Origin of the sequence: Comamonas trifloxystrobinivorans, assembly GCF_043359985.1 — a bacterium.
Classification (GTDB): Bacteria; Pseudomonadota; Gammaproteobacteria; order Burkholderiales; family Burkholderiaceae_C; genus Comamonas; species Comamonas trifloxystrobinivorans.
Genome location: NZ_JBHZGV010000023.1, coordinates 37,018 through 60,215, shown reverse-complemented (window position 1 = coordinate 60,215; position 23,198 = coordinate 37,018). Strand labels below are relative to the sequence as shown.

The 23,198-nt window shown below is 62.8% G+C and carries 18 protein-coding genes; 7 read left to right on the top strand and 11 right to left on the bottom strand.

The window, feature by feature from the left end; translation table 11 throughout:
- Positions 1 to 13: 13 nt before the first annotated feature.
- Entirely contained in the window at positions 14 to 913 is a 900-nt protein-coding gene (locus ACFIQF_RS22110; RefSeq protein WP_393945819.1) for an SMP-30/gluconolactonase/LRE family protein, read from the top strand.
- Positions 914 to 965: 52 nt separating this feature from the next.
- Here the strand turns inward: ACFIQF_RS22110 and radA are convergent, their stop codons facing one another.
- Positions 966 to 2,351 carry a DNA repair protein RadA gene (gene radA, locus ACFIQF_RS22105; RefSeq protein WP_393945818.1) on the bottom strand — a complete coding sequence of 462 codons (1,386 nt, stop codon included), beginning with the start codon at positions 2,349 to 2,351 and terminating at the stop codon, positions 966 to 968.
- 177 nt (positions 2,352 to 2,528) lie between these two features.
- Between radA and ACFIQF_RS22100 the strand changes: the two genes are divergently transcribed.
- Positions 2,529 to 3,155 carry a glutathione S-transferase family protein gene (locus tag ACFIQF_RS22100; RefSeq protein WP_393945817.1) on the top strand — a complete coding sequence of 209 codons (627 nt, stop codon included), beginning with the start codon at positions 2,529 to 2,531 and terminating at the stop codon, positions 3,153 to 3,155.
- A 25-nt stretch (positions 3,156 to 3,180) separates the two neighbouring features.
- Here ACFIQF_RS22100 and ACFIQF_RS22095 read toward each other — a convergent pair whose 3' ends face one another.
- Positions 3,181 to 3,681, bottom strand: coding sequence for a globin family protein (locus ACFIQF_RS22095; RefSeq protein ID WP_393945815.1), 501 nt, complete (start codon positions 3,679 to 3,681; stop codon positions 3,181 to 3,183).
- 242 nt (positions 3,682 to 3,923) lie between these two features.
- Positions 3,924 to 4,766, bottom strand: coding sequence for a substrate-binding domain-containing protein (locus tag ACFIQF_RS22090; protein ID WP_393945814.1), 843 nt, complete (start codon positions 4,764 to 4,766; stop codon positions 3,924 to 3,926).
- A 292-nt stretch (positions 4,767 to 5,058) separates the two neighbouring features.
- Here ACFIQF_RS22090 and ACFIQF_RS22085 point away from each other — a divergent pair, with 292 nt between their 5' ends.
- Together ACFIQF_RS22085 and ACFIQF_RS22080 are read left to right on the top strand one after the other, a co-directional pair.
- On the top strand, positions 5,059 to 5,430 hold the full coding sequence (locus ACFIQF_RS22085; protein WP_393945813.1) for a DsrE family protein: 372 nt from the start codon (positions 5,059 to 5,061) through the stop codon (positions 5,428 to 5,430).
- Between the two features lie 115 nt (positions 5,431 to 5,545).
- Positions 5,546 to 6,523 carry an ADP-ribosylglycohydrolase family protein gene (locus ACFIQF_RS22080; RefSeq protein WP_393945812.1) on the top strand — a complete coding sequence of 326 codons (978 nt, stop codon included), beginning with the start codon at positions 5,546 to 5,548 and terminating at the stop codon, positions 6,521 to 6,523.
- 26 nt (positions 6,524 to 6,549) lie between these two features.
- Here the strand turns inward: ACFIQF_RS22080 and ACFIQF_RS22075 are convergent, their stop codons facing one another.
- From ACFIQF_RS22075 to ACFIQF_RS22060, 4 genes are all read right to left on the bottom strand, one after another.
- Complete coding sequence (locus tag ACFIQF_RS22075; RefSeq protein ID WP_393945811.1) at positions 6,550 to 8,166, bottom strand: ABC transporter substrate-binding protein; 1,617 nt, start codon at positions 8,164 to 8,166, stop codon at positions 6,550 to 6,552.
- Between the two features lie 97 nt (positions 8,167 to 8,263).
- Positions 8,264 to 9,139 carry a hypothetical protein gene (locus ACFIQF_RS22070; protein ID WP_393945810.1) on the bottom strand — a complete coding sequence of 292 codons (876 nt, stop codon included), beginning with the start codon at positions 9,137 to 9,139 and terminating at the stop codon, positions 8,264 to 8,266.
- A gap of 93 nt (positions 9,140 to 9,232) precedes the next feature.
- Positions 9,233 to 9,841 carry a hypothetical protein gene (locus ACFIQF_RS22065; RefSeq protein ID WP_393945809.1) on the bottom strand — a complete coding sequence of 203 codons (609 nt, stop codon included), beginning with the start codon at positions 9,839 to 9,841 and terminating at the stop codon, positions 9,233 to 9,235.
- Entirely contained in the window at positions 9,829 to 13,893 is a 4,065-nt protein-coding gene (locus tag ACFIQF_RS22060; RefSeq protein WP_393945808.1) for a Pls/PosA family non-ribosomal peptide synthetase, read from the bottom strand. Before ACFIQF_RS22060 ends, ACFIQF_RS22065 begins: the two co-directional genes overlap by 13 nt.
- A gap of 320 nt (positions 13,894 to 14,213) precedes the next feature.
- On the opposite strand from ACFIQF_RS22060, the gene ACFIQF_RS22055 reads away from it, so the two are divergent.
- Both ACFIQF_RS22055 and ACFIQF_RS22050 read left to right on the top strand, forming a co-directional pair.
- Positions 14,214 to 15,563 carry an AAA family ATPase gene (locus tag ACFIQF_RS22055; protein WP_393945807.1) on the top strand — a complete coding sequence of 450 codons (1,350 nt, stop codon included), beginning with the start codon at positions 14,214 to 14,216 and terminating at the stop codon, positions 15,561 to 15,563.
- A gap of 6 nt (positions 15,564 to 15,569) precedes the next feature.
- The gene (locus ACFIQF_RS22050; RefSeq protein ID WP_393945806.1) at positions 15,570 to 17,213 is read left to right on the top strand and encodes a VWA domain-containing protein; all 1,644 of its coding nucleotides are present in this window, start codon (positions 15,570 to 15,572) and stop codon (positions 17,211 to 17,213) included.
- On the opposite strand, the gene ACFIQF_RS22045 is transcribed toward ACFIQF_RS22050, so the two are convergent.
- From ACFIQF_RS22045 to ACFIQF_RS22030, 4 genes are read right to left on the bottom strand one after another with little or no spacing between them, the layout of a single operon-like run.
- Positions 17,200 to 18,660: an efflux transporter outer membrane subunit gene (locus ACFIQF_RS22045; RefSeq protein ID WP_393945805.1), complete on the bottom strand. Its 1,461-nt coding sequence runs from the start codon at positions 18,658 to 18,660 to the stop codon at positions 17,200 to 17,202. The genes ACFIQF_RS22050 and ACFIQF_RS22045 overlap by 14 nt on opposite strands.
- Complete coding sequence (locus ACFIQF_RS22040) at positions 18,657 to 19,931, bottom strand: HlyD family secretion protein (protein ID WP_393945804.1); 1,275 nt, start codon at positions 19,929 to 19,931, stop codon at positions 18,657 to 18,659. The genes ACFIQF_RS22045 and ACFIQF_RS22040 overlap by 4 nt, the downstream gene beginning before the upstream one ends.
- Positions 19,932 to 19,958: 27 nt before the next feature.
- Positions 19,959 to 21,647 (bottom strand): efflux MFS transporter permease, encoded by a 1,689-nt coding sequence (locus ACFIQF_RS22035; protein ID WP_393945803.1) that lies wholly within the window; start codon positions 21,645 to 21,647, stop codon positions 19,959 to 19,961.
- 2 nt (positions 21,648 to 21,649) lie between these two features.
- Positions 21,650 to 22,246, bottom strand: a complete 597-nt coding sequence (locus tag ACFIQF_RS22030; RefSeq protein ID WP_393945802.1) for a TetR/AcrR family transcriptional regulator — start codon at positions 22,244 to 22,246, stop codon at positions 21,650 to 21,652.
- Positions 22,247 to 22,637: 391 nt separating this feature from the next.
- On the opposite strand from ACFIQF_RS22030, the gene ACFIQF_RS22025 reads away from it, so the two are divergent.
- Positions 22,638 to 23,024 (top strand): hypothetical protein, encoded by a 387-nt coding sequence (locus ACFIQF_RS22025; protein ID WP_393945800.1) that lies wholly within the window; start codon positions 22,638 to 22,640, stop codon positions 23,022 to 23,024.
- Positions 23,025 to 23,198: the final 174 nt, after the last annotated feature.

Below are 23,198 nucleotides of genomic sequence, written 5' to 3'. Positions count from 1 at the left end.
CAGGAGACAAGACATGACCCAACGCAGCATGACCGTGATAGCCGACGGGCTGACCTACCTCGAAGGCCCGCGCTGGCACCAGGGTGCGCTCTGGTTTGTGGACTTCTACACCAACGGTGTTTACCGCGTCAACGCGCAAGGCCAGGCCGAGAAAGTGCTGCATGTCGAGCACCAGCCATCGGGGCTGGGCTGGCTGCCCGATGGCCGCATGCTGGTGGTGTCGATGAAAGATCGCAAGGTTTTGCGCCAGGAGGCCGACGGCAGCGTAGTCACCCACGCCGAGCTCTGGGATCTGTGCGGCGGGCATGCCAACGACATGGTGGTAGCGCCCAACGGCAATGCCTACGTCGGCAACTTCGGCTTTGACCTGATGGGCGGCGCGCCCTACCAGAGCACGGGCCTGATCCTCGTGCGGCCTGACGGCAGCGCGCAAATCGTGGCCGAAGACCTGTGCTTTCCCAATGGCACCGTGATCAGCCCCGACGGGAAAAAACTCATCATCAACGAGCTGTTTGGCAACCGTATCTCGCAGTTCGACATCCTGCCCGACGGCACGCTGGGCCCACGCCGCGATTTTGCCAATTTTGGCGAGCTCGGCGACGAACCCGATCTGGCCAAACGCCTGGGCCAGGCACGCATCATTCCCGACGGTTTGGCGCTCGATGCCGACGGCGCAGTGTGGTTTGCCGACACCTTGAACCGCCGCGCCGTGCGCATCGCCGAGGGCGGCCAGATCCTGGAAACCGTAGACACCGATCCCGAAGGCATCTTTGCCGTGGCGCTCGGTGGCACCGATGGCAAAACGCTGTTCCTGTGCGCCGCGCCTGACTGGGACGAAGGCAAGCGTAAAGCCGCCCGCGAAGCGCGCATGCTGGCCACCCAGGTCAGCGTGGCGCACGCAGGCACACCTTAAACGCGCAAGCTAAGAGCGGACAGCGGCATAACAGTGCCGCTGCCAGCACGCCTCACTCCAGCCCGCGCACGATCGAGATCGCCTCATCCACCCGTTCCACCGGGTGGATGGTGATGCCGTCGATCGGTTTTTTCGGGGCGTTGGCCTTGGGCACCACGGCGACGGTAAAGCCCAGTTTGGCGGCTTCTTTCAGGCGTTCCTGGCCGCGGGTGGCGGGGCGCACCTCGCCAGCCAGGCCCACTTCGCCAAAGGCGATAAAGCCCTTGGGCAGAGCCTTGCCGCGCAAGCTGCTGGTGATGGCCAGCATGACGGCCAAGTCGGCGGCCGGCTCGCCAATGCGTACGCCGCCCACGGCGTTGACGAACACGTCCTGGTCGGCGCAGGCCACGCCCGCATGGCGGTTGAGCACGGCCAGCAGCATGGCCAAGCGGTCGCGGTCCAAGCCCACCGAGAGGCGGCGCGGGCTCGGGCCGCCGCTGTCCACCAAAGCCTGAATCTCGACCAGCAGCGGGCGCGAGCCTTCGAGCGTGACCAGCACGCAGCTGCCCGGCACCGGATCGCTGTGGTGCGAGAGAAAAATGGCGCTCGGGTTGCTCACGCCCTTGAGACCTTTCTCCGTCATCGCAAACACGCCGATTTCGTTGACCGCGCCAAAGCGGTTTTTGATGGCGCGCACCAGGCGGAAGCTGCTGTGCGTGTCGCCCTCAAAATACAACACGGTATCGACCATGTGCTCCAGCACGCGCGGGCCGGCCAGCGCGCCTTCCTTGGTCACGTGGCCCACCAGCACCACTGCGATGCCCGTGCTCTTGGCCATGCGCGTGAGGTGCGCCGCACATTCGCGCACCTGCGCCACCGAGCCGGGCGCGGAGCTGAGCTGGTCGCTGTACATGGTCTGGATCGAATCGATCACCACCACCGCCGGCTGCGTGCTCTCGCAGGTGGCCAGAATCTTCTCCAGCTGGATTTCGCTGAGCACGTTCACCTGGCTGTTGTCCAGCCCCAAACGGCGCGAACGCAGTGCTACCTGAGCGCCGCTCTCCTCGCCCGTCACGTACAGCGCTGGCATACCAATGCGCTGCAAGGCATCGACCGCCTGCAGCAACAGCGTGGATTTGCCAATGCCCGGATCGCCACCGATCAGCACCACGCCGCCTTCGACAATGCCGCCGCCCAGCACCCGGTCCAGCTCGGAAATACCGCTGGGCGTGCGCGCTACCTCGCTGGCCTCGATCGCCGACAGCGGCGTGACCGCTTGCGCCTGGCCAGCATAGCCGGTGCGCGGGCTCTGGCTCAGGCGGTTCTTGCCGCCGCTGGCGGATTCGCTCGCCGTCTCCACCAAGGTGTTCCAGGCGCCGCAGGACGGGCACTTGCCCAGCCAGCGCGGGCTGGTGCCGCCGCACTCGGAGCAGGTATAAATCGATTTGTCTTTGGCCATAACGCAGAATCCAGCAATCTTCAGCAATACTGCGGCCAATGGTAACGGCGCCAGCGGTGCACTGCGCGACAGCGGCCCTGCAGCGCTTGCGCTAGTATCAAAAGCATAGCTGCCGGTGCTTGCTGTATGCGACCTGCAAGTACGCCAGCCAACGATCCACCTTGATAGGAGTGTTTGATGAGCCAGAACCTGACCCTGTACTACGCGCCCGGCACCTGCGCCCAGGCCGTGCTGATTGCACTGCACGAAGCCGGCGCCAGCTTCGAGGCCAAGCGCCTGAACATGGCCGAGGGCGAACAGCGCAGCGCGGCTTACCTGGCCATCAACCCCAAGGGCCGCGTGCCGGCGCTGGTCACGCCGCAAGGTGTGCTGTCGGAGACGCTGGCGCTGCTGCTGTATGTGGCGCAAACCCATCCGCAGGCGCAGCTGGCACCGCTGAACGACCCGTTCGCGCTGGCGCATCTGCAAGAGTTCAACAGCTTCCTCGCATCGACCGTGCATGTGAACCATGCGCACCGCCCGCGCGCCAGCCGCTGGGCCGACGACGAAGCCGCGCAAAAATCCATGCAAGCCAAGGTGCCGCAGAACATGCGCGACGGCTTTGCCATCATCGAGAAACACTACCTCAGCGACCAGCCCTGGGTGCTGGGCGAGCAGTATTCGGTGGCCGATCCCTACCTGTTCACCATGGCCGGCTGGCTCAAGAGCGATGGCGTGGATATCAACGAATTCCCCCGCGTGGCCGCGCACTACGCCCGCGTAGCGGCGCGCCCGGCTACGCAAAAAGCGCTGAACCAGGCCTGAACACGAGGCGGGCGCATCAGCCCGCTCAACCCCAGCGGAACAGTCTTTTCCACCAAGGCAGTGCGCGCTTTTTGCGCTCCATCTGCGCGCGCAACTGGGCCACTTGCTTGCGCTCGTTCTCCTCGCGCAGGCTCTCGCCCATCACCTCGGTCAGCTCCTTGTAGAGCGATTGCCAGGCCAAGCGCACCTGCGGCGTGAAGGCATCGCCCAGGCCTTGCTCCAACGTCATCAGCAGGGCTTCGCCCACCGGGCGGAAATGCTCTTGCTTGACGCCATAGGCCGCATGCCTGCGCCCCAGCTGCATAACGGCATCGTTCAAACGCTGGGGCTGGCGCAGCATGCCTACCGCGATGGCCAGCATGTCCATCAGCTTGCGGCCCTGGTCGGAGACGTCGGCCTTGAACAGCGGGCGCAGCTCGGGCGCCAAGTTGAACAGGTTTTTGTAAAACAGCGCTCCGGCCTGGGGCGCAACGGGTTTGACTTTGGCAAAGCTGCTCTGCACCAAGTCAATGGCTTCTGGCGTCATGTGGCAAGTTCCAAGTGAACAGGGACAGTCAATGGCGGCTGTTGTTATAGCTTTTGTACCCGCAAGTCATTAGTCCCTAGATATGACGACTGCGAGTGCGATAAGTATTTCGAAACACCCTGGCGCACTCAATAACAAAAATGCAACGCATCTTGAAATAATCCGCTTGCCAGAATGGCGCAACTCTGTACAAGTGGGCGCGAACTTGGCGATGGAGCGCGCGCTTGGGCCAGGTGCTCTGCTCAGCGCCCGCTTGGGGCGGGCTGCGCCACCGCTTCCCAGCCGCTGCCGGCCCAGTTGTGCTGCGCTGTTTCGCGCTGGTAAAAGCGCAGCAGCGCCTGGGCACCGGCCAGGCTGTTGCCGTGCATGGTGGCAGCGGCTGTGTACACGGTGTCGTAACGCCAGGGCGCGGGCAAAGGGCCCAGCACGCTCACGCCTTTGCTGGCCGCCAAAGTGCTGAGCGCTTGCAAGCCCAGCTCGGCCTCGCCGGCAGCCACCAGTTGCGATACCTGCGGGCCGAACACCTTGATGCTCTTGGGCAAAAGCTGCGCCTGAATGCCCAATTGCGGCAGCAGCTTTTTCTCGATGAAATCACTGCCATCAGACGAGGGGTACGCCAGCGACGGCGTGCGCAGCAAGAGCTCGCGCAGCTCGGCCTCGGTCTGCATCGGCGGCAGGCTGCGCCCGGCTTGCACCAGCGCCACCAGCGGCGTGCGCAGCAGATCCACCAGGCTGCCGCGCCGTACCAACCTGTTTGCCAGCAGTTGCTCCACCACCGCGCGCGGGGCCACCACCACATCGGCTGCGGCGCCTTCTTGCAAATGCTCGGCCAACTGCTGCGTGACCACCGGCACCGTGCCGTTGCCCGAGACCGTGCGCGCCTGTATGGGTAGCAGCAGCCGGCCTTTCAGGGCGCGGTGCGCCTCGGCGAAATCCTGCGTCATCAGCACGCGCAGCGGCAAGCTGGCCAGCTCGGCATCGGGCGGCGGCTCGGGCAAGGGATCGGGCCCGCTGGAAGCACAGGCGCTCAGCAGGCTGGCGGCACCAGCGCTCAAGCACAGGCGGCGGGAAGGCGAAAAAGGCATGGCCGCATTATCGCGGTGCCAGCCCCGGCAGTGCGCAAGCCCCATGCAGAACCAGGCCAACGCATGCGCTGAACGGCCAGCAGCGCCCAAGCCTTGCGCTTTATCAACACCGGTCGGGCCGGAGCTGCAACACAATATACAAAAATATATTATTTAAAAATATATTTTGATTGGCATGCATCTCGCCATGCTTGCCGCTTTCTGCCAAGGGCCCGCTTGGCGTGCTCTGGCTCTGGCAAGCACCGTCCTGGTCAGCCATATCTCCCGTCACCCCCCCTTGAAAGGAAACCCCATGCAAACCGCAGATTTCGTCAGCACGCTTTACGACGGCCGCAGCAACCCCAACAAGGTGACCGTCGCTTTCACCATGGGCGTCAACGCCCTGGCCAAGGGCCACAGCAGCTGCATCATCCTGATGGTCGAAGCCGTCGAACTGGGCAAGCCCAATGCGACCGACGGGCTCGACATTGGCCAGCCTTTCCAGCCCGTGCCCGAGCTGCTCAAAACCTATATCGAGCAAGGTGGCCGCATCGCCATTTGCGCCTCGTGCATGATCCACAACGGCATGACAGCCGAGCAAATGGATCCGCGTTTTGAGATCATCACTGCGCCGCAGGTGATCGATTTGTTGATGGGTGCCAAGGGTACCCTGCAAGTGGCGTAAGCCACAGCGCTCAGTCCACCAGCAAGCGCCAGGCTCTGGCGCTTTTGCCTCCCTAATCTCTGCCATTTGTCCCTGTAAGCTCGCGCCTTCGTTTCTTTCTTCGGCCTCTGCCTCCATGAACCCCTTCGCCCCTACCGCCAGCCAGCGCACCGCAGGCAGCCTGCTCGCACTGGCCTTGGGCGATGCCATGGGTGCGCCTTATGAAGGCGGCTGGGCCGAGCGGGCCTTGTGGCGCTTGCTGGGCACTACGCGCGATGGCCTGCGCCGCACCACCGACGACACGCAGATGAGCCGCGATCTGGCGCAGTCACTGCTGGCCTGCCAGGGCTTGCAGGCTGACGATGCGGCGCAGCGCTTTGCCCGCAGCTACCGCTGGCACCGCGGCTATGGCCCGGGAGCGGCCAAGGTGCTCAAACACATTGCAGCTGGCATGCCGTGGCAGCAAGCGCGCTTGCAGGTGTATGCGCAAGGCTCTTGGGGCAATGGTGGTGCCATGCGGGCGCCGGTGGTGGCGCTGTGGGTGCAATCGCAATTGCCAGGCGACTGTGCGCTCAGCGTGGCTTTGGCGCGCGAGCAAGCGGCCATCACCCATGCGCACCCGCTGGCGCAAGACGGCGCAGCGCTGATTGCTGCCGCCGTGCATTCCGCCTGGGATTTGCATTTGCCTGCGCTGCAGCCTGCGGCCTGGCTGCGCCAGGTGGTGCGTGATGCGGCGCTGGTGCAAACCGATACCTGGCAGCCCCGCATCGACCAGGCGCTGGCCTGGTTGCAATGTACGCACCCCACGCCCACGCCGGCCGAGGTGGCAGCTGCGCTGGGGCATGGCATCAGTGCGCTGGATTCTTGTGTGACTGCGCTTTATGTGGCGGCGCGTTTTCTGCGCCAAGACTTTGCCAGTCTGGTCGATTTTGTGCAGCGCATGGGTGGCGATACCGACACCATCGCCGCCATGGCAGGCAGCATTTACGGCGCCGCGCAGGGCGAGCAAGCACTGCCGCCGCGCTGGCTGGCCGCACTGGAAGATTGCGCCGAGCTGCGCCAGCTGGCCCGCGAGCTGGCGCCCGCACCCGCGTGGCTGGCGGGCGCAGCCTGAAAGCGTTTGGGTTTTCTGAGCGTGGCTTACTTCACCTGCAGCGCGCGCCAGTCGATGTAGTTGTCGGCGCGCGTCGGAATCTGCACTTTCTTGGTGGTGGCCCAAGGCGTGATCAGGTTGAACAGCGGAATGTGCGAGATCACCTTGTGCTCGTTGAGCAGCGCCTTCTCGATCAGCTGGTTGCGCAGCTTGGGATCGGTCTCGGTCTTCACGCGCTCGATCAGCGCATCCTGCTGCGGATCGGAGTAGCGCCCCAGGTTGAAGTTGCCGTCGCCGCCACCGCCGGGCGAGCGCAGCAGCGCCTGCAGGCTGTAGTAAGCATCAAAGGTAGGCACCGACCAGCCCAGCAGATAGACGCTGGCTTCATAGCGCTGGATCATCGGGAAGTAAGTGGCAAACGGGTAGGTGCGCAGCTTGGCCTTGACCCCCACTTTCGCCCATTGCGCGCTGATCGCTTGGCACAGCTGCTCGTCGCTCGGGTAGCGGCCCGTCGGGCAAGAAAACTCCACCTCAAAGCCATCCGGGTAGCCGGCCTCCGTGAGCAGCTTTTTCGAAGCGGCAGCATCGAAAGGCAAGCGCTGGTCGACCTGCTTGGTCCAGCCATTGACGTGGTGCGCAATCAAGGTGCCGGTGGGCTGCGCCAGCCCGCGCATCACCACGCGCTGGATCGTGCCCATGTCGATGGCCTGGTACAGCGCCTGGCGCACGCGCACATCTTTGAACGGGTTCTTGCCCTTCACGCTCGATTGCGGCAGCTCGTCGCGGAACTGGTCCATGCCCAGGAACATGGTGCGGTCGGCCGCCGATTCGAGCACTTGCAAATTAGGCGCTTGCTGGATGCGCTGCAGATCGTTGATGCTCGGGTCGTAAATGAAATCCACCTCGCCCGAGAGCAGCGCGGCGGTGCGCGTGGCGTCCGATTTGATCGGTGTGTACACGGCCTCGGTCAGGTTCGTCGGGTACTTGCCTTTGCCCCACCACAACGGGTTGGCCTTGAGCACCAGGCGCGAGTCTTGCGACCAGCTGTCGAGCACCATCGGGCCGGTACCCAGCGCATGGCGGTGGGCGTAGTTCTCGTCCTTGGCCTTGATGTCTTTGGGCTCGACGGAGTTGTTTTTCTCGGCCCAGGGCTTGCTCATGATGCGCAGTTCAGTCAGCTGGTTCACCAGCACCGGGTTGGGCACGTTGGAGAAGATGTCCAGCGTCTTGGCGTTCAGCACCTCCACGCGGTCAATGCCCTGTGTGTAGACCACAAAACCCGAGGTCTTGGCCTTGGCGCGCTCCAGCGAAAACTTCACGTCGTCAGCGGTCAGCGGCGAGCCGTCGCTGAACTTCACGCCCTCGCGCAGCGTGATGCGCAATTGCTTGGGGCCCAGCTGCTCCCACTTGGCGGCCAGCGAAGGCTCGGCCTTGAGCGTCTGGCTGTTGTACTCGACCAGCGCCTCGTACACCGCGCGGTGCACCGAGTTGTTGACGCCGACGTTCTGCGCATGGATATCCCAGGACGAGAGATCGGCCGAGCGCGTCCAGCGGAAAGTACTGGCCTGGGCCGATACGCTCAGCGCCGCCAAAGCGCCAGCCACCGCCAAGGCCGATGCCGTACGGACAGCGCCAGCGCGCCACAAGCTCGTAGTGGGGTTCATCACAGATTCCTTTCAAAATTTCAACCCGGCACTATCGCAGCAATTGCCGGTTGCGCCAACCAAGTATTCGTTGTATCGATATGCGGGGCTACGCCCGTCAAGCCTTGCCGCGCACATGCGCCAGCACTTCGCGCAAGGTATTGGCCTCGGGCACCCACCAGTCGGCCAGGGCGCCCAGCACCACCGCACAAACCAGCGCGCCGAGCAGCGGCTTCCAGGTCAGGCGCACCGCAGCGGCCAGCCAGCCGGCTCGCTCTACCCGCACTACAGCGCGGGCCGCCATCATCGAGAAAGCCAGCTCCACCGCCACGCTCAACAGTACGTCAATGCCAAAGTACAGCCATAGCAATGCACCAAAGCCAAAGAACGCAGCCACCAAGCCGGCGAATACGGCGAGGATCGGCACCACCACCAGCGCGCCTTCATCGCCACCCACATCCACCCCATCCAAGCTGATGTTGTCGGCCCAGGAGCCACCGGCATCGGCCGTGCTGCCCCAGTCGCCCGAGGCACCGCCGCCGCCAAAATCGCCGCCTTGGCCGGAGGACAAGCCGTCCCCACCGGCGTGGCCTGGGCCGCCGCTGTTGCCACCACCGCTGCCACTGCTACTGCCGTCACCACTGCCCATCGGCACGTCGAAGGAGGCATCCAGGTTCGAGCTATCCCGTTCGCGCTCATGCGCGTGGCGCACCAGATACGCGGCCCACAGGCGCAGCACCAGCAAATAGATGATATAGCCCACGCCCAGGCTGATGGAGTAGCGCAACGCCATTGACTGCACGCCCGAATGCAGCAGAACCGCCGTCACGCTCCACATCACCAGCAACACCAGAAGCCCCATGCAAAAGCCGTGCAGGCGCAGCCAGTGCTTGGTTTGCAAAGTGCTGGCCAAGCGCTGCGGTTGCATGCGCAGAGCCCACCAGTTGGAATAGCGTTTGGCACGCTGGCCGGGGCGTCGAGAAGCAGGTTTCAAGGCGGTCAGTAAAAAGCCAGGACAAGGCCAGTGTAGCAAGCAGCCCGAAGCGGCTTGTTGCGCTAAATCGTATGCGCTCAGAGCGCCGCCAAGTCAGCGCCAGGCCAGCGCTACCGCTGCGCCTGGCATGGCGCCGGGCAACAAAGCACACTGTATGCCAGCGTTCCAATCAGCTGCTCGCACATGCGCTTCGGCCAAGGGCAAGCCTGCGCATTTGAGCTGTGCCTCCAGCTGCGCCCACTGTTCGGCAAATGCCAAGCGCAAAGCACTGCCTTGCAAAGTGGCCAGCGTTTGCCAAACATCTGGCGCCAGATAAAGCTGTGCCAAAGCTATCCATTCGGCGTCGTCGCCATCAACAGGAACAGCCTGCACATCTACGCCCAGCACGTGTTGCGGCGACCAGGCCCACACCGCCAGCGCATCACCATAAGCCAGCGACAAATGCAGCCCCGGCAACGCTTGGCCATTACGAAGCAATACCGGCGCTTGGCCAGCGGTGCGCTGCACGCTCAAGCAGGCTGCATCGCAATGCAATTCAGCGGCCAAGGTGTTGGCAATTGCCTCATGCAAAACACGCCGTGCCGCATCGCGCTGCGCTTGGGGCGAGCCAAGCAACGCGGGCAGCGACAAGGCATAAGCTTGCAGCTTGTCTTGCCAAGCCGCAGGCAAACACAGGCGCTGTTGCGCGCTCAGGCTTTCCATGGTGTGGCGGGCGCGCCATGCCAGCGCGTGCCGGCGGGCAGGTTCTCGCCCTTCATCACCAAGGTCATCGGACCGAGCTGTGCGCCGTCGCCCACCTCGGCGCTGTACAGCACCGTGCAGCGCGCGCCAATGGTCACCTTCTCGCCGATGATGACGTGGTCGATCTTCATCACCCGGTCTTCGAACAAATGCGTCTGCGGGCAAGACAGCGCATTCAGCTCGCTGTGCGCACCCACGGTTACGCAATCGTGTTCGGTGATATCGGTGGTGTCCAGGTAAGCGCTGCTGGCGATCTTGCTGCCCATCACGTTCATGGCGAGGTTGAGCCAAGGCGTGCCGCGCAAATAGCGCAGGAAGTTGGGGATGGCAATGCCTTCGTACATGCTGGTCGTGGCTTCGGACAGCCAGACAAACGGCGTCCACATCGGTACCGCCTTGGTGCGGTAACGCCCCACCAGCAGCCACTTGAACAAGGCCACGGCCAGGAAGGCGATCAGCCCGAACACCATGCCCGATATGGCCAGATCCAGCACCAGCGCGCCCCAGCGGCCTTGCGCGGCCAGCGGCATGGCGTCCAGCACAATGGCGTAGCCTGCGGCAATCACCAGCGCATGCGGCGCAGCAATGCGGAAAGCCTCTACCAAACCCCGGCCCACAATGCGCTTGCGCGAGGGCGCAAAGGTCAGGTGGTCGGGGTAGCCTTGCACCACTTCGCGCGCGGGCAGGTTGATTGCGGGTGAGCCGATCCAGGTCTGGCCGGCTTGCATGTCGGCGTTGCGCGGCACGGCCGACATCACGCCAATCAGCACACCTTCGGGGATGGTCGAGCCATCGGGCACATAGGCGCCGTTGCCGATAAAGCTGCGGCGCGACACCTCGGTGGCCTGCACCGTCATGAAGCCGCCGTCGATGCGCTCGTCGCCCAGCATCACCGCATCGGCCACAAAGCATTCGTCGCCCAGGGTCAGCATGTCGGGCACCACGCCCAGCGCGGTGGACAGCTCGGTGCGCTTGCCCACTTTGGCGCCCAGCATGCGGTACCAGGTGGCCGAGTACACGGTGGCATAAATGCCGTGCAAGGTGGCCAGGCTCGCCTCCTGAATCTGGTTGGTGAGCCACTTGCCCAGGTAGCGCTTGCTGTGGATCGACCAGGTGCCCGGCATCAGTTTGGGCAGGAACAGGTAGCGGATGGCGGCCGCCACCAGCATGGTGCAAACCACCAGCACCAGGCTGGCAGGGACGGCCAGCACAAAGAACTTGAACAGGCGCAGCAAGAAGGCACCCAGCGCATCGACCGTGCCGTTTTCCAGCAAAGGCCGCACCGAGATCGACTCCACGTCCAGCCAGTCGATCAGCAAAAAGGTCGGGAACACCGGCATGAAGAACAAGGTGGCAATGAACAGGCCGCCCACCGCAAACACCAGCATTTCCCAGAACTTCCAGGCCGCGCTGGGCGATACGCGCTCGGGCAGGCTGGCCGGGTCAAAGGCCGAGACATGGCCGGCAGGCGAGCCCGCCCACATGGTGCGTTCGGGCTGGCGCGTGCCATCGGTCAGGGTCGATTGGCCTTCCAGGTGCGCCCAGTCGCCCAGGCCGGTATTGCCTTCCAGCACCACATAAGAGCCAATGCAGGCGTTGGCGCCAATGTCGATCTGGCCCAGCAGCAACCAGCCGCCTTCCACGCGAGCGTTCTCCAAATTGACGGCGTTGCCGATGCTGGCGCCATCGCCAATGCGCAGCAAATCGGGCGCGCGCACCGTCACCGAGCCCAGCACCACCTCGCTGCCCATCTTCGCGCCCAGGGCACGCAGCCACAGCGGAAAGAGTGAGGAGCCGGTGATCATGCCCACGGGCACGGCTTCCACCAAACGGTCGGCCAGCCACCAGCGGAAATAGGTCAGCCCCCACAGCGGGTAACGCCCGGCCTTCAGGCGCCCGGCCACCAGCCACTTGCCGGCCCAGGCCACCACAAACTCCAGCACCGTGGCCAGCACAAAGGCCAGCACCGACACAGCAATGGCGAACGGCACCGAATCGTTGTCATCGCCAGTGAAGAAGTGGTAGGTAAAAAACGGCGCCAGCCATTGCGCCATCTTGATCAGCACCAGCAGCGGAATCGCCACCGCCTGCGCCGCACCGCAGCGCCAGCGGCGCAGCGCCGAATGCGTGCGGAAAGGCCGTTCCGCTGCAGGCGCCTGCTCGTCGGCCATGGTCGCTTGCAGTGCCTCGGCGATCAGGCCGATCTTGCGCTGCTGGTAAATGGTGCTGACGGTGGCTTGGGCAAAGCGCGGGTCGGCGCGCAGCTGCGAGGTCAGCCGCGCCGCAAACAGCGAATGGCCACCCAAGTCGCTGAAAAAATCCAGCCCCCGGCGGATCGGCTGGCCGGGAAAGAGCTTGGCCAAGGCGGCAAACAGCACTTCCTCGGCTGGCGTTTGCGCGGTGTCCGAATCGCTGCTGTCTTGTGTAGCAGCCAGCTCCAGGGCTTTGAGCGCCTTGCGGTCGATCTTGCCCGAGGTCAGGCGCGGCATGCTCTCCAGCGCTTCAAAACGCGCCGGCACCATGTACGGCGGCAGGCGCTCGGCCAGCGCATTGCGCAAAGCGGTGTGCGTGGGCGGCGTTTCGGTGGGCACGTAAAAGGCCACCAGCTGGTCCATGCCGTCGTCTTTGCGCAGCAACACCGCCGTGGTGCCCACGCCCGGCTGCTGCGCCAGCACCGCCTCGATCTCACCCAGCTCCACGCGGAAGCCGCGAATCTTCACCTGGTCGTCCGCACGGCCCAGGCACTGCATCTGCCCGTGCTCGTCGATGCGCGCCAAGTCACCCGTGCGGTACAGGCGCGTGTCGTGCGGGCCGGCGGGCCAGGGGTTGGTCAAAAACTTCTCAGCCGTCAGCTCCGGGCGGCCCAGGTAGCCCGCCGCCACGCCGGGGCCGGTAATGCACAGCTCGCCCGTCTCGCCAGCGGGCAGGCCTACCAAGGTGGGCGCAGTGCCAGCGGGGAAGCTGTCCGCGTCGATCACCTGCACCACCACCAGGCTGTAATTGGGCAGCGGCGTGCCAATGGTCACCGGCTCGCCCGCCTTCAGCTCGGCCAGGCTGGCCGAGACCGAGGCCTCGGTGGGCCCGTAGGTGTTGAACATCTGGCGCGGCGAGCCCGTGCTCGACTGCGCCCAGCGCTGGACCAGCGCCTCGGGGCACATCTCGCCGCCCAGGTTGATGATGCGCAGGTTCGGCACATCTTGCGCAAACAGCGCCAGCAAAGTGGGCACGGCATGCAGCACCGTCACCTGCTGCTCGATCAGCGCCTGCGGCAGCGCCTCGGGGTCACCCGCAATCTCGCGCGGCGCAATCCACAAGGTAGCGCCCACGAGGTAGCTGATCCAGATCTCCTCGAACGACATGTCGAAAGCCACCGAGAAGCCCTGGTACACCTTGTCGCCCAGGCGCACACCCAGGCGGGCATTCTCGCTGCGCAAAAAGTGGCAAATGCTGCCTTGCGTGATGGCAATGCCCTTGGGTTTGCCGGTAGAGCCGCTGGTGTAGATGACGTAAGCCGGGTCGCTGGGCTGCGCATTCGTGCGGCGGCGCAGCGTAGTGCCCGCCGGCAACGGCGCCAGCAACTGCTGGTCGTTGAAGATTTGCGCCGTAATGCCGGCTTGCGCCAGCGCATCGAGCGGAGCCCGCTCTGCCACCAGCAAAGCCTTGGCGCTGGCGTCTTCCAGGCAAGTGGCAATGCGCTCGGGCGGGGTTTCGCTGTCAAACGGCAGCCAGGCTGCGCCCGTCTTGGCAATGGCCAGCTGCAGGCTGAGCAAGGCAATGCCGCGCGGCAACCACAGGCCCACCATATCGCCCGGGCCAATGCCGGCTTCGATCAGGCGGTGCGCAGCGCGGTTGGCCTCGGCATCCAACTGCTCGTAACTGAGCTGGCGCTCGCCGGCCATCAGCGCAATCTGCTCGGGGCGGGCATAGGCGGTGGCTTCAAAAATATCGGCCAGCACCTCGTGGCGCAGCAGATCAGGCCGCTCAGGGCCACGCAAAACAACGGTCTCGGACATGGATGGCAATGCCAGGCGCGGGCAGAGGCGCAACCGCGCGCCCTCGTGGCCTGCCACGCGCCCAAAAATGGGGCATTGCGCATTATGGAACCGCGCAAAGCGCCGTCCGCGTCAGACAAGAGATTGCTTGCAAAGCTGAGGGTTTGGCGCAACGCTGCGGTGGCAACGGTTGACAGCCCGCGCCTGGCTTAAGCTGTCTTTAAGACGCAACAAATCCACGGCGGCACGCATAAGCCAGATCCGGTGCGACAGTGAATGACAAGCCCTGTCAGCCCATGCCGTTACAGTGCGTAACGTCACCCGTTTGTCTCCTCTTTGCCATGCGCCAGAAAATTCAAAGCCTGCTCAGCCACCTGAACCACGGTCTCGTCGAACGCGATGCCGTCCTCAAAACCGCTCTGCTCGCCGTGCTGGCTGGCGAAAACGTGGTGCTCGTCGGCCCGCCCGGCACTGGCAAAAGCTTGCTGGCACGCCGTATTGCACAAGGTCTGGGAGAAGGGTCTCAGGGCCTGAGCTATTTTGAATACCTGCTGACCAAATTCAGTACCCCCGAAGAGCTGTTTGGCCCGCTCTCAATCACTGCGCTCAAAAACGACCAATTTCACCGCAACACGGACGGCTATCTGCCCAGCGTAGAGCTGGCATTTCTGGACGAGGTTTTCAAAGCCAGTTCGTCCATCCTCAACGCCCTGCTCACCATCATGAATGAGCGCATTTTTCACAATGGCGTTGAAGCCCAAAAAGTGCCCTTACGCGCCATGATTGCGGCATCGAACGAATTGCCCACCGACCAAGAAGAGCTAAGCGCCCTGTACGACCGTTTTCTGGTGCGGTGTTTTGTGGACTATGTGAGTGAAGACGGCCTGGCACAGCTGTTGGGCAGTGTGGGCCAGGAAGCAAATGAAGCCAGTTTTGAGCCCATTACCGTTGAAGAGCTGAACCAGTTACGCGAAGCCGCAAAAGCCGTCACTCTGCCAGCGGATATTGCCAAGGCGCTGCAACAAATCTGGCTGCTGCATCGCCAAACTTTCAAAGAAGACCGGCGCGAGCAACTCTCGGACCGACGCTTGATGAAATGCCTGCAGTTGCTACGCATCTCTGCGGCCAGCAATGGACGCGAAGAAGTGGATGTGTTCGATCTGCTTTTGCTAAAGGATTGTTTGTGGAACCATCCGGACAATGCGACAGCTGTCCTCGATTTGATCAAAAACGTGATCTCGTCCTCACAGAGTAATGTCAAAGCAGAAGTTAGTACAACTGCGCCAGAAAAACTCACGATCACATGGTGTTTGAAAGAGTTGGAAACTATTAACAGGTTACGCGGCACCGCCACCAAGTTACAAGTAAGTTCTTTGCCAGAAGTTGTTAGCGTCCACGAGTGCTTTGTGAAAGCAGGCGGCCAAATAAAAACTGGCGACCCTATCATCGAGATCACGTACGAAGTGCGTGTACCAGACTGGCTTTCTCAGCGATATGTCACCGTTCCAGATTTCAAGCACATCATCCGATCCCCCATATCTGGGACCATAGAAACACTGACGGTTAGGCCAACCAACCGCATCCGTCTAGATGAGACCATTGTCATCGTCAAGACAGAAGATGCCATCTTCCAAGAAAAAACAAAGGCAATCCAGATTGATCGTCTAATACAAGCCAATATCTGGCTGTGATGCTGCATGCTGCCTTCTCTCATACCTCTTGCTGCGCCTTCGGGCTACTTGGCTGCACGGCTCGGCATAAAACCTATCAAGTACTTTATCGACAGCGTATTTCGTGAGCAGGTTGTACCAGCCACTGGAAGCGTGCTTTACTGTGATTTGTATGTAGTGGCTCAGCACTCTGGGATCTACATCGGCAATGGCGAAATTTCCAATATCGTTGTAGACAGTCTGCTGACCGCAAACAGTACTGTGCGCCGCAGCGGTCCTGCAAGCTTCACCTCTGGGAGCTATCTCGGCAACAAGATTTATGTCTCAAGCAACAAACATGGCGCTGTCGGCGATACGTTTGTAGCCAATGAGGCAGAGACTCAAATTGGCAAGCAATCTTTTTATGGTTTGGTCATCAAAAACTGCCACCAGTTTTCGAGCAATTGTGTGGACCATGCTGAGGGGGATTTCGGCATCGAGACATGGATTGAAAGCAAGAGCCCGCTGGAATTGGAAGAGACTTGGGAGCTCACAATCTCAGCGTTAAAAACCAATGCCCGCAAAAAACTAGGCGCTACCAAATGGCGCCTCTGGGATTGGGACGGCAGTATTGCCAAATCTCCGCCCGAGGAGCCGGACTGGCAAGATCTGGCCAACCAGCTCGCCAACCAACCCTTGAACCCGCAAAGCATTCAGCAAATTCGAGACGAGTTGGCGGAGACACAAAGCTATATCGAAGAGATAGCGGATGAGTCCATTCCCGCATCGGTGCGCGGCAGGCTGAAAAGCCATCAGCAACTGCTGCAAGGCATCTCCAAACAGTACGAGCAGGCCAAAGGTTTTCTGGCCCAGATGCCTGATGCCCACGTCTCCTACAACGACCTGAAATCCAGCGCCGAGGATTTCAGTGCGCTTGCACGCGCCATGCAAGGCAACGCCAAGATCAAAGATCTGGTGCACAAAATGGGCCGTGCCTACATCTCAGAGCAACGAAAAAAACAAGGCCGCGTGCCACAAGCCAGCCGCAGCGAAGTGCATGGCACGCACCGCAGTGATGATGTGATGCGCCTGTTGCCCAGCGAGCTTCTGAACTTGGAAGACGAAACGCTGGAAAACCTGTTTTATGCGCGCTTGCTGGAGAAGCAATTGCAGACCTATGAGCTGCATGGCACCACAATGGCTCCGTGGGATATCCACGAAGACAAGCGCTTCCGCACCGGTCCCATCGTCGCGTGTTTAGATACATCGCGCAGCATGAAAGGCGCCCCTCTTCTCAAAGCCAAAGCACTACTACTGGCTATCGCCAATATCTTGGAAACGGAGAAGCGCTCTCTGCATGTGCTGCTGTTCGGGGAGCGCGGCCAGATACGTGAGTTCTCGTTGGAAGACAGCAAGAATGCCGCCGGTTTGCTGCGCTTTTTGCAGCAAGGCTATGAAGGCGGCACCGACTATGAAACACCGCTGAGCCGCGCTTTCGACCTGATAGCTTCGCATCCCGCTTACCAGAAGGCCGATGTGTTGATGATTTCCGATGGCGACTGCCGCTTGTCTGCCGAGTTTGCCCAAACCATGGCAGCACGCAAAAAAGCACTTGATGCGATGGTTAACTCGGTGCTTTGCGACGGCCAGCGGGTCTCGGACAATTTCAGCGACGAAGTTATCGTGCTTTAGCCGCTGACGGCTTTTCCACCGCTGGCAGCAGCTCGCCAGACTGCCAGCCGCCGCCCAGCGCCCGGTACAGCGCGATGCGGTTGTCCAGCTGGCTTTGGCGCAGGTTGATGACTTCGATCTCGGCCTGGAACAGGTTGCGCTGCGCGTCGATCTGTTCCAGGTACGAGGCGTAGCCAGCCTCGTAGCGGTCCTTGGCGTAGCCCAGGGTTTTGGCGAGTACGGCGCGGCGGCGTTCGGCGGTTTGCAGTTGCGTGTCCAGCCGCTCCACGCCCACCAAGGCGTTTTCGACATCGCTCAGGGCAGACAACACGGCGCCGCGGTAGGCGTAGGCGGCCTGGTCTCGCTGGGCGGTGGCGGCGTCGTACTGCGCGTCAAGCCGGCCGCCGTCAAACAAAGGCGCCAGCACGCTGGAGCCCAGGCTCCAGACGTTGATGGGGTTGTAGCCTAGCGCGTTGGCAAACAGGCGCCCAGCGCTGACGCTGAGGTTCACCTGCGGCAGGTAGGCGGCGCGGCTGGCGCGCAGGTTGGCGTCGCTGGCGGCCAGTTGCAGCTCGGCCTGCACCAGGTCAGACCGGCGGCGCAGCAACTCAGACGGCAAGCTGGCGGGCACGGCAGGCAATTGCAAAGCCGCAAAAGCCGCGCCATTGGCAGCGCTGGTGTCGCGGCGTGCTGGTGCAGAACCCGCCAGCAGTTGCAAGGCGTTGAACTGGCGCTCAATGGCCAGCTCCAGCGCGGGAATCTGTTGCTGCACGGCCTCCAGCTCGGCCTGCGCTTGCGTGACCTGCAGTTTGGAGATGTAGCCAACGGACTCTTGGTCTTGCGCCAGCTGCAAAGCCTCGGCACGGGTTTTGAGGGTTTGGCGCGATTGCGCCAGCTGCGCCTCGCGGGCCAGCAAATCCACATAGGTTTGCGCCGTGGTGGCGGCCACCGTCAGCGCTACCGCGTCGCGATCGGCCTGGCTGGCGCGGTATTGCAGATCGGCAGCCTGGCTTTTGTCGCCCAGGCGGCCCCACAAATCGGGCTCCCAACTGGCTTGCAGTTGCGGCTGCGCGGTGCGCGAGGTGGTAATGCCAGCTGGCGTGAGCGTGTGCGTGGTAGCCACATTGGCACCCAAGCCCAGGTTGGGTTGCAAGGCCGCATCGGCGGCCAGCAATTGCGCACGCGCAGCGGCCACGCGGGTGCCCGCCACTTGCAGGTTGGCATTGCGGGCCAAAGCGGCGGCCACGTAGCGGTTCAGCTCGGCATCGCCCAGGCTTTGCCACCACTGCGCGGCAATGGTGGCGGCAGCGCCGTCGGCCTGGTAAGCCCAGGTGGCGGGTAGCTCGGTTTGGCTCTCGGCCGGTGCCTGGCGCAAGGCCGGTGCGCAACCAGCCAAGACAGCTGCAACGGCCAGCGCGCTCAGGCTACGCGGCAAGGCTGAGGCAGAGAGCAATGGCAGCCGCTTCATTGCTGCGCTCCGTTGGCGGCGGCACGCTCTTTGGCGGCTTGCTGGGCAGCACCGGTATCGACAGCCGCTTCTACCGACATGCCGGGCCGCAGGCGCTCGGCCATGGGTTGGCCGGGGTCGATGGCGATACGGATCGGCAGGCGCTGCACGATTTTGATGAAGTTGCCCGAGGCGTTGTCGGCCTTGATCACGCTGAACTCCGAGCCGGTGGCCGGCGCAATCTGCTCGATCTGGCCGCTGAAGGCACGGCCTTCCAAGCCGTCGACGGTAAAGCTGGCGCGCTGGCCCACATGCATGTGCGCGGTTTGGGTTTCCTTGAAGTTGGCCACCACCCAGAGTTTGTCCGGCACCAGAAACAGCAGTTGCGAGCCTGCCGCCACATACTGGCCGGCGCGCACCGAAGCCTCGCTCACCTGGCCGTCACGCGGGGCGCGCACCACGGTGTTTTCCAGATCGATCTTGGCCAGGCCCAGCTGCGCTTCGGCGGCTTTGACCTGGGCTTCCAGGCTGGCGCGCGCCACCTGGGTGGATTTGATGCTTTGCTCGCCAATATGGATGTCGGCCTGCGCCTTGTCCACATTGGCCTTGGCCAGTTGCTCGGTGGCACGCGACTGGTCGCGCTCGCGCAGCGAGACCGAGCCTTTGGCGGCCAGCTCTTCCACGCGCTGCAAATCAGCGCCAGCGCGGCGCGCTTCGGCCGTGACAGCCGACAAGCTGGCTTTGCGCGCGCCCAGGTTGGCGCGGTTTTGCGCCTGCGTCTGGTCAGAGTTGGCCAGCTGGGCGCGGGCGTTGTCGAGCTGCGCTTGCGCCTGGGCTACCTTCTCCTGGTAGATGCGGTCGTCAATGCGCAGCAACACATCGCCTTGTTTGACGTAGCCAAAATCGGCCACGTTCACCTCGGTCACATAGCCGCTCACCTGGGGCGCCAGCACGGTGATTTGGCCGCGTACGTAAGCGTTGTCGGTGCGCTGCGTGGTGCTGGCAAACGGCGGCAGTTTCCAGGCCCAGAGCACCAGGCCAATGCCGATCAGCGCCACCACGACCATGCGCAACACCGTACTGAGGCTGGGGCGGATGAGCTTGGGCGTGGACGACGGCGTGGGCGCAGCCGGTGCAGGCGCTGGCGTTGGCGTTGGCGCTGCTGCTGCAGGCTTGGCAGCGGGCGCGGGCGCGGGCGCTGGCGCTGGCGTTGCTGCCGGCTGGACAGGCGCGGCAGCAGCGGCGGCGGCCGGACTGGCAGAAGGAGTAGGGGTAGACGATGCTTGGGTCATTGTTGTATTTGCTTTGGACACGAATATTCAACGGGCCGCCGGGCTGGCCGGCGGGCTACTGGGGCTGGGGCTGGTGTTAGCGCTGGCGCGGCGCGCTCGCCAGGCCAGAAAGCGCAGGCGCAGCCAGTTGTAAAAAGCCCAGGCCAGAAAGCTCAGCGCCATGGCGCCAATGGCGCGGAACACGTCGTTGAAAGCCATCACCGCCGCTTCGCGCTTGACCACCTGCACCAGCTGAGCGCTGCTTTGGGCCTGGCGCAGCATCGGGTCGGTCAGGTAGCGGTTGTAGCTGCTCTGGGTTTGCGCCAGGCGCTGGTTCAGCTGCGCGTCGGTGCGGGGCAGCTCGCGCGCAATGGCCTGGGTATAAACCTGCGCACGTTGTTGCTGAATACTGCCCAGCAAGGCCGTGCCCACCAGGCCGCCCACGCTTTGCGTCATAGAAAACACCACGATGAAGGTCACCATGTGGTCCATGCCTTGCATCATGGCCTGCTTGAAGCCCAGCATCATCAGCGGCCCCATGAACAGCGCCGCCGCGCAGGAGACCAGAAACTGGCTGAAGAAAAAGTCGTGCGGCCGGCTCTGGCTGGTGGAATGCAGATCAAGGTAGCCGCCAATGCAGATCAGCGCCACCGACAGCAGAATCTGCGGAAAAATGGTTTTTTCGGTGAACGTACAAGCGCCTACCACTATGCCGAGCACCATGCCGCACAGGATCACGCCGTACAAGGGCTGCAACTGCTCGGGGTTCATGCCCATGGCGCGCAGCAGGCCGACGGCGCCGTAGTTCTGCTCGGAGATCAGCAAACGCATCAGCAGCGCGCCCAGCATGAACATCAGCGTCCAGCGGTTGGCAAGCCAGCGCAGCTGGATCAGTGGCCGGCTGCGGCTGTACTCCAAAATGCCGGCCAAAGTAAAAAGCACGATGGAGGCAATCAGCGCATAGGCCAGCCACGGCGTGTTGAGCCACCAGCCGTTCACGCCCTGTGCCAGCACCGCGCACAGCAGTGCCACCGCAGGTGCCACCAGCGCAAAGGTGAGCAGATCGAGCGATTCAAACACATGGATCTGCATGCCCCGGGGCAGCTTGAGCACCACCACCGAGGCAAAGGCGATCAGCGCCAGCCCGGCCTCAAAGGCATAAAGATGCGGCCAGGGGTTGATGGTGACCAGCGCGGGCGACAACACCCAGGCCAGCGGCAAGGCCACCTGCGACATGTTCATGGCCACAATCAGCGCCGAGGGAATGCGCGCAGCCGGAAAGCCCTGCATCACATACATGACGGCCAGCGATGTGGTGGTAGCACCGGCAAAACCGCTGACGCCGCGCACCAGCAGCGACATGGTGTAGCCCTCAACAAACACGTGCGCCAGCGCCAGCACGGCATAAATGCCCAGGCCCCACTCGGCAAACACGCGCATGCCCAGTTGCTGGCGGCTTTTGAAGACCAGCAGGTTGGCGGTCACGTTCACCATCACATAGGCTGCGGGCAGCCAGGCGGCCTCGACCTGCGTGAGCCCCAGCTGGCCCTGGATGGCCGTGAGGTTGGCGGTCACCAGGCCATTGCCCAAGCCGCCCACCAGGCCCACAAAAATGCCCACCAGCACGTAGGCCCAGCGGCGCAGCAGGGTGTGCTCCAGCCGCGCTGGCGAGCCCGGCATTTTGGGGCGTTCGTGCTCTTCCCAATCGGGCGGTGTTTCTACGTAACGCAGCTGCATGCTCACACTCCGGCACCAGCCCCGGCAGCGGCTTGCGGCCGCAGCCCTTCGGTGATCAGGCGCCAGGCGCGCTCACTCAGCGCCAGGCGCTCTTCGGTGCTGCGGCCCCGGCGGGCAGCGCTGAACATGCCCACGATCAGCAGCAAATCCATCACCTGCAAATCGGTACGGCATAAGCCGGCTTGCATGGCCCGCTGCAGCAGCGGCTCCACCACGCCGAGCAGGCGTTTACGCAGATCGAGCACCAGCGGATCGTCTTGCGGCAGCGAGCGCCAGTAATCGGTCAGCGGCACGGTCAACACCGATTCGCGCGCCCACAGGCGCAAAAACTCGAACAGCGCACCATCGCCCTCGCTCGCTTGCAAGCGCTGGGCCTTGGCGTCGAGCCGATCAAGAATGTGCCAAAGCAAGGCCCGCAGCAGCTCGGAGCGGTCGGCAAAGTTGCGGTAGAGCGTGGTGCGGCTGACGCCAGCGCGCTCGGCCACCACATCCAGCGCCACCGTTACGCCCTGCTCGGTAAACACATGCAGAGCCGCTTCGAGCAGCTGGCTGCGGTGGGCCAGCGCATCGCTGCGAGGTTGGCGTTCGCGGGTGGTCATAGAAGTTGAGGCAGAAAGATTGAAAACACTAAACGTACACAAATGTACGGTAATGTTTTTTATGTTGCACTGCCGCATGGAAAACCTGCGTTGTGCCGATGGGTATGGCCGAGCATGGGCTGCCGGCTGGCCTGTGGGTTGGGCGGCTGGTTTTTTTAACGCTTTAGGAGGGTTGGGGTTGTAGGGACGGGAGCCGCCAGGAACGTTTGCCATCGCAGCGGCGCTGCGGGAGGCCTTTGTCGACACTTGGCAGGTGCTATGAAACAGAGGGCCAAGCCTTGACTTGGATCACCTGAGCAAGGACTGGAGTCGGCCAGTAGCGACCGCCTCAACCGCTACATCTGCATGATGTCCAGCATGTACACACTGTTCGGTTCTAAGCGAGCACGACATGAAGCAGAAAAATGTCCAACAGCAAAACCAAGCCACTGAAGACATGATTCGTCTTTCCGTCAGCTACTGGAGATTGAACCCCTTGCCTGCAGCGCTCGTCAGTTGCGCCACAAGCAGGAATGTTGACTGCAAGAATGCCATCATCTTGGACCTCGGAATTGACGAGCCAGGCTCGCCAGAGCTTGTTGGGACCCTGCTGACAAGCGAGGGGCGATTCATTCAATTTGAAATTGAAACTGACCGTGACCACGTATTGATTCACTCTGTCCTGAGATGGCGAGACATAACGGGCCAACAAAATATGAGCACGAGAAATCCTGGTATCGGTGCAGGCTATGGGGCTCTGGCTCTCAAGATATTGCACGAGATACAAGCAGACTCCTAAATCGGATCGGCTCGGGTGACAGGTAGCGATCTGCTGGGGTGCAGCCGATGGAGGCGATGGCTCCAACCGCCAATGAAAACCAGTCGTTGACGCCGGCGGGCAATGGCCTGGACCAGTTTTGCAAAATGCTCCCAGTCATGCATCAGCTTCAGTGGCCAACGAGTGGCTGGAGGT

Coding starts and splice junctions, on each gene's coding strand:
- ACFIQF_RS22110 (WP_393945819.1), top strand. CDS start 14: ATGACCCAACGCAGCATGACCGTGATAGCCGACGGGCTGACCTACCTC.
- ACFIQF_RS22065 (WP_393945809.1), bottom strand. CDS start 9,841: ATGGAAAGCCTGAGCGCGCAACAGCGCCTGTGTTTGCCTGCGGCTTGG.
- ACFIQF_RS22055 (WP_393945807.1), top strand. CDS start 14,214: ATGCGCCAGAAAATTCAAAGCCTGCTCAGCCACCTGAACCACGGTCTC.
- ACFIQF_RS22085 (WP_393945813.1), top strand. CDS start 5,059: ATGCAAACCGCAGATTTCGTCAGCACGCTTTACGACGGCCGCAGCAAC.
- ACFIQF_RS22035 (WP_393945803.1), bottom strand. CDS start 21,647: ATGCAGCTGCGTTACGTAGAAACACCGCCCGATTGGGAAGAGCACGAA.
- ACFIQF_RS22045 (WP_393945805.1), bottom strand. CDS start 18,660: ATGAAGCGGCTGCCATTGCTCTCTGCCTCAGCCTTGCCGCGTAGCCTG.
- ACFIQF_RS22100 (WP_393945817.1), top strand. CDS start 2,529: ATGAGCCAGAACCTGACCCTGTACTACGCGCCCGGCACCTGCGCCCAG.
- ACFIQF_RS22060 (WP_393945808.1), bottom strand. CDS start 13,893: ATGTCCGAGACCGTTGTTTTGCGTGGCCCTGAGCGGCCTGATCTGCTG.
- ACFIQF_RS22075 (WP_393945811.1), bottom strand. CDS start 8,166: ATGAACCCCACTACGAGCTTGTGGCGCGCTGGCGCTGTCCGTACGGCA.
- ACFIQF_RS22040 (WP_393945804.1), bottom strand. CDS start 19,931: ATGACCCAAGCATCGTCTACCCCTACTCCTTCTGCCAGTCCGGCCGCC.
- ACFIQF_RS22050 (WP_393945806.1), top strand. CDS start 15,570: ATGCTGCCTTCTCTCATACCTCTTGCTGCGCCTTCGGGCTACTTGGCT.
- ACFIQF_RS22095 (WP_393945815.1), bottom strand. CDS start 3,681: ATGACGCCAGAAGCCATTGACTTGGTGCAGAGCAGCTTTGCCAAAGTC.
- ACFIQF_RS22030 (WP_393945802.1), bottom strand. CDS start 22,246: ATGACCACCCGCGAACGCCAACCTCGCAGCGATGCGCTGGCCCACCGC.
- radA (WP_393945818.1), bottom strand. CDS start 2,351: ATGGCCAAAGACAAATCGATTTATACCTGCTCCGAGTGCGGCGGCACC.
- ACFIQF_RS22090 (WP_393945814.1), bottom strand. CDS start 4,766: ATGCCTTTTTCGCCTTCCCGCCGCCTGTGCTTGAGCGCTGGTGCCGCC.
- ACFIQF_RS22080 (WP_393945812.1), top strand. CDS start 5,546: ATGAACCCCTTCGCCCCTACCGCCAGCCAGCGCACCGCAGGCAGCCTG.
- ACFIQF_RS22025 (WP_393945800.1), top strand. CDS start 22,638: ATGAAGCAGAAAAATGTCCAACAGCAAAACCAAGCCACTGAAGACATG.